Genomic DNA, 4,923 nt, shown 5'->3' on the forward strand with positions numbered 1-4,923 from the left:
TTTTCTCTTGACTTATTACCACTAGACTTATAAACCTAAACATTCCATTAACGCTTTAACATATTTTCGACTCACACTGGTTTTATATCCATTCGTCAACTTCGCCATCATATTACCTGAAAATGAATTCGATAACGAATGCAAATGATCAAGATTTAGAATAGCATGTTTTGAAACTTGTATAAAATGTGCTCGGTTAAGTCGCTGTTCAAATCGTTTTAATGTTTCGGTGGTTTGATAAACACCGTCAACGCTATAAATCATCAAAGTATTTTGTTGAATATCTGCCATTATTATTTGATCGATTTTTATCATTAATATTTGGTCATCACTTTTTATCGGAATCGTCGAAACTTGTAACTGGCCAAAACGGTCTAAATAATCACTAATGGCTTTGGCTTCATCGGTTAAACTTTCGGCTTGAATGGTCACCAAGGGATGACTCGCTGATATTTGATTATTGACTTTAAATTCTTTTCTCATCCCTTATCCTCCATTCGATGGTAGTCTTCTTTGACAATCGTTTCTCTATTCTTTGGCTCTAAAATGTCCGACTATCATCTCACAAGCAGCTAATACTCATCAGCTTCCTATCATTAGCACCTTTTAATTAGCGCTTTTTCTTTTGTGCCCACAACACACACCCTAGTATAATTGCGGCAACGACTATCATTACCACCACTATAGAATAGGTCGTTTGAAGAGTCAATAGTTCACCCCATTTGATTTTTACCCCCATTATTTCAATGACTCGATTGCGAGCAAAGAAAATAATTTGCTCCAGCTCCTCATTCATTAAGACTTGTCTAAATAAGGATGCAATATAAAGTTGGGGGGTGGCTTTCATCAAAGTTTGAGTAAAATTGGGCATGATACCAATCGGCATGTACGCCCCGATTAAAAACCCCGAAGCGGTCCCAATAATGGTCTCGATACTCCCTAATGAACTGGAGGTTTTAACAAAACTAATGATAATCATATTCAAAATTGAAGACAAACTGGAACTCAAGAAAATAATAAGCAACAACTGAGGTAGAATGTTCCATCGCATCACCATACCATCGACAATGATAAAGTAAGCTAACATAATGATTAAGACTAATACTTGCATCAAGATGCCCACCAAAATGGCACTTAATAAATAACTTAGTTGAAGCTTCCAATAACCCAGTGGCGCCATTAATAAATCATTACGGACACCTTGTTCGAAATCGCGAGTCATTTGAGATAAATTGGATAAGGTGGTAGTCATCCCTGCAATGGTTAAGGTACTGGCAATGACCCAAAAATTTAATACCATGCGGCTGTCCGGAATTTGTGAAAAAGAGGCCTCTAAATTACTTCTCAAAAAAATTAGATAGAGGCCAAATGAAATAATAGCACCTAATAAAGAAAGCAAGACATGTGATAGATTTCTAAAATATAAGAGTAAATTTCGACGTATTAAGTGTCTCATCCTAACGCATCTCCTTTCCAGTTAAAGCCATAAAGGCATCATTCATGGTTCCTAATGAAAATTCAAAATCAGTAATGAGAGCTGCTACTTGTTTTAAAATTTCCATTGCTTGTTGAGAACTATCGATTCTGATAATTAATACATTGTCTTCTTTTACCACTTCCAATGAGCCACTTACGAATTGGCATACTGACTCTGCATCTGCCGTATATAATTTTAAAACATGCTTTGAATGTTGCTTGATGATTTCTTTAGCCGAGTTGGCTGCTAGTATTTTTCCTTGGTCGATGATAAATACTTGATCGGCATCGTGGGTTTCATCCAAATAATGAGTGGTTAAAACCATCGTCATCCCGGTTTCTTGACGTATTTGATCCATAAGTTCCCAAATAGCCGTTCGTGTTTGAATATCAAGTCCAGTCGTCGGTTCATCTAAAAATAAAATTTCTGGTCGATTTAGCAAAGCTCTCGCGATATCAACTCGTCGCTTTTGTCCACCTGATAGGGTCCCATATCGTTGGTTTTCAAATGATTGCATCCCTAATGAATGGATTAATTGATCAATATTGGCGACTTCATTTGCTGGATATTGCCCCGCTCTAATGACAAGATTTTCACGAACGGTTAAGACATCATCTAATACACTTTGTTGAAAGACCACACCCACCCGAACATTTTGTGGATAATGAACCTTGCCTGCTGTCGGTTCTAATAACCCTAATAACATTTGAATCGTCGTGGATTTACCTGCACCATTGGGACCTAAAAATGCCACAAACGAACCTCGTTCAATCGAAAAATCCACATTGTTAACCGCAATTTTATCGCCAAATGTTTTGGTTAAACTGATAGCTTCTAAAATCATCTGCATTCACTCCTTTGCCCATACTATACTTAAAATGTATAAAAATAAGGGTGAATTTTTGATAAGTGGTTAAATTTCATGGTTAAGTGGTAAAAGAGACGGTAAAAATAAGCTCTATCCTTCATATAAGCATCTGGGGAGAACGAAAAACAAATATTACAAGAATAAGTTAAGAACCATAAAAAAAACTAACTAAATAAAAACAGATAGCCGCAAGAAGTAAAAACACTTGGTACTACCTGCCGCTATCTGCTAATGATTATGTTCTTTAATTTTAGATAAATTTGACTTTATGATAAAACGGTTCCCCTATTCGCCATCAAATTGTTCGTCGTCTTCCGTGTCATCATATTCATCATCGTAATCGCGATCGTCCCCATCATATTCATCAAATTCGCTATTGTATTCTTCATAATAATCATAACGATACTCATTGTCGAATTCTTCATCGTATTCGTCATCATAATCTTCATCGTAGAGGTCATGGGTCTCACCAAAAATGACAGTGCCTTCTTCTACATCTGGCAACATTGATAAAAACTCCGCCATTCTTGTTGGTAAATCTTGATCGCGCCCATGAAGGCCTTTTTCTTTTTGAATTGCTTTTAATTTTTCTGGGGTGACATCTGCACCGGTTTCATCCACTAATTTTACGCCTTCGATTTGCTTACGAAATGCTTGCCGTATTAAGGCCAAATAAGCACCACGCAGTTCTTCCCGTAAAATTTCTTCTGCTTCTGTTAAGGCGCGTGTTTTTGCGATACTTGCTAAATAATTAATTCCTTCTAAAATCATTGCCATTGTCATTTTATTTCACCTCTTATTCAAATGTTCATGAGAGTATAATACATCATCTCGATTCGAATGTCAAATATAGTCAATGTTAAATTGAACAAATAAAAATTCGAGGTTTTAGCGGTCAAAGCAAAAATCAACTGATTTCACTCTTAGTGCCATCCCCTCGAATCATATCTGATTGTTATATTATTTTTTAAGAAAAATCATACGCTAATAATTTGGTTACTTTAATATCGCATGGTTGACTGATTGCATCTGCTTGGAAAGTTACTTCAGAATTAGGATTATCGGCAAAATAGCGCATCGACATAGTTTTTGCTCCCTCATTGATGAATAATTCTAAAGAACTAGTATCTAACCAAATATCTAAATGTGAAATACCCTCTTTTAATAATACCGAGCGCGTTTCAGCTTTTTTGGTATGCCAATTAATACGTTCAATAGTTAATTTTTGATTAAGCTGTTTGTATTGAATATGAACGGCTTGATCAATCATAATATGGAAGTCAAACGACAAAGTATTTATTCCATCAATTTGAATTCTTGCCGGATTTGATAAGGGCAATTCGATTAAATCACTACGATCCCATTTAATTGGTTGTGCTTCATTTGATAATAATGCATTGATTTCAACTATCGGTCGTTGCACTAATCGATTCTCTACTAGATGTAAACTTCTTGGCATTGATAGGTGATGAATCCACTTATCACGATGCGTCGGCACTGCCTCTTCAACTTCTGGCCACATCGTGCCCATCCACGCATATTGAATAATTCTACCATCTGGTGCAGTAAATGTTTGTGGTGCATAAAACTCAAACCCACCATCGACTTCAGCTAAATTGCGTGCTGACTCCGCTTCAGGAATGAATTTCGCCTGTTTATTATCCCATTTACCAACTACATAGGTTGTGTTAAAAATATTATGATAACGATGCTCTTTAGGTTCTAAACCTTGTGGTGAAAATATAAATACTGCTTTCTCTTCACCTGTAACTTCATCTGTTAAGAAAATTAAATCAGGACATTCCCACATATAACCGAGCGGCTCTGAAAATTGTAGAATAGAGCCACGGTATTCCCAGTTCATTAAATCTTTTGAGAAATAGGCAATCGTATCACCCGTAAGATCTTCTCGTTGGGCCCCTAATATCATCCACCATCCAGATAATTGTTCATCCCACCAAATTTTTGGATCACGCACATGTCCAGTAAATCCTGGTGCTTGCTCTAAAATGGGTCCATGTTTTTCAAAGTTAATTCCATCTGAAGAAGTAGCTAAACATTGATAACTTCTTCTAACATCATGCTCATCTTTCGTATTCCCTGTATAAAATAAATACAGTTGTTCATTATGAACGATTGCACTTCCGGAATATACGCCATTTTTATCAAACCAATCGTCTGATTTTAAAGCAATAGGTAATTGTTCCAAATGCATCATGTCTTTGGAACGTAAATGCCCCCAATATTTTGTTTCATGATTGGTGTTATATGGATTTAACTGATAAAACACATGATAATATCCTTGAAAATAACACAAACCATTTGGATCATTAAGCAATCCTTCAATCGGTGTAATATGGAAATGTTGTGCAAATTTCCCCTGATTTCTCAATTAATTCATCCCTTTCTTAAAACATTAAAGATTAAATAAGTCTTACTCATTTTTATGACTTGTGTCTTCCTCCACAGTTTACCAAACTTAAAATAGTAATTACCATTTCAACTTTACTTTTATAATCAACAATTAAAAACACGAATGAGGTTGGGGCTGGGCATAAACTTGATAAATTTAGTCAAA

The 4,923-nt window shown here is 35.8% G+C and carries 4 protein-coding genes and 1 pseudogene; all 5 read right to left on the reverse strand.

Annotated features, from left to right (window positions below; genetic code table 11):
* Positions 1–27 precede the first annotated feature (27 nt).
* Positions 28–483, reverse strand: coding sequence for a LytTR family DNA-binding domain-containing protein (locus HMPREF2811_RS02715; protein ID WP_071407990.1), 456 nt, complete (start codon positions 481–483; stop codon positions 28–30).
* Between the two features lie 127 nt (positions 484–610).
* Complete coding sequence (locus tag HMPREF2811_RS02720; RefSeq protein ID WP_071407991.1) at positions 611–1,456, reverse strand: ABC transporter permease; 846 nt, start codon at positions 1,454–1,456, stop codon at positions 611–613.
* Between the two features lies 1 nt (position 1,457).
* Positions 1,458–2,321: an ABC transporter ATP-binding protein gene (locus tag HMPREF2811_RS02725; protein ID WP_071407992.1), complete on the reverse strand. Its 864-nt coding sequence runs from the start codon at positions 2,319–2,321 to the stop codon at positions 1,458–1,460.
* Between the two features lie 555 nt (positions 2,322–2,876).
* Positions 2,877–3,122: pseudogene (locus tag HMPREF2811_RS11710) on the reverse strand (DUF896 domain-containing protein); the annotation flags it as partial.
* Positions 3,123–3,312: 190 nt separating this feature from the next.
* Positions 3,313–4,737, reverse strand: coding sequence for a glycoside hydrolase family 32 protein (locus HMPREF2811_RS02735; RefSeq protein ID WP_071407994.1), 1,425 nt, complete (start codon positions 4,735–4,737; stop codon positions 3,313–3,315).
* Positions 4,738–4,923: the final 186 nt, after the last annotated feature.

It is taken from the genome of Globicatella sp. HMSC072A10, assembly GCF_001811625.1.
Lineage (GTDB): Bacteria > Bacillota > Bacilli > Lactobacillales > Aerococcaceae > Globicatella > Globicatella sanguinis.

Excerpts from the sequence above, each read along its gene's own strand:
- HMPREF2811_RS02715 (WP_071407990.1), bottom strand. The coding sequence starts at position 483 with ATGAGAAAAGAATTTAAAGTCAATAATCAAATATCAGCGAGTCATCCC.
- HMPREF2811_RS02720 (WP_071407991.1), bottom strand. The coding sequence starts at position 1,456 with ATGAGACACTTAATACGTCGAAATTTACTCTTATATTTTAGAAATCTA.
- HMPREF2811_RS02725 (WP_071407992.1), bottom strand. The coding sequence starts at position 2,321 with ATGATTTTAGAAGCTATCAGTTTAACCAAAACATTTGGCGATAAAATT.